This is a genomic window from Campylobacter concisus, from assembly GCF_002165815.1.
In the GTDB taxonomy this organism is placed as follows: Bacteria; Campylobacterota; Campylobacteria; order Campylobacterales; family Campylobacteraceae; genus Campylobacter_A; species Campylobacter_A concisus_BH.
Map to the genome: position 1 here is coordinate 1 of NZ_NDYN01000033.1, position 545 is coordinate 545.

At 31.6% G+C, this 545-nt stretch carries 1 protein-coding gene; it reads right to left on the reverse strand.

Annotation, left to right across the window (positions count from 1 at the left end; translation table 11 throughout):
- Nucleotides 1–545, reverse strand: a 545-nt coding sequence (locus tag B9N65_RS11110) for a hypothetical protein (RefSeq protein WP_180385156.1), incomplete at both ends; no start/stop codon positions are given.

Below are 545 nucleotides of genomic sequence, written 5' to 3' on the forward strand. Positions count from 1 at the left end.
TTCTCCTCTTTCACATCCAAATTTAGCTCCCTTATCTCTACATCAGATTCAGTGTATCTACTTCTAGCATAGTTAAAGTACCTTGCATCTATCTCATTACCAGCTCCTCTTAGCTCATCTAAGCATAGATAGGTACTAAGGTTATTTAGTGCTAGCTTAGAGGCTAGGTTAAAAGATAGTTTGTTTTTCTTGTGGTCTATGTCATAGTATATAAATGAGTTATAGTCTAGTCCTCCACTACTTATATTAGCTCCTAGAAATAGTCTATTTAAATTTAGACTTATATAGTTTTGATAGATCATTACTGGATAGTAGCAATAGCTATTTGTACTATCTTTATCATAAGCTTCTTTTATAGACATAGGTTTATATGAGATATTATTTAGCGCATATGCTTCATTAAATTTATATGTATATCTTGTATGCATTATCTCGTTGTAGTTCTCTTCTAGTTTTTCATAGGATGTTTTCCAAAGTTCTACTATACCTTTAAGAAAAGCTACTCCTACATCTTTGCCTAGTGATTTACCATATCCTTTTAGCAT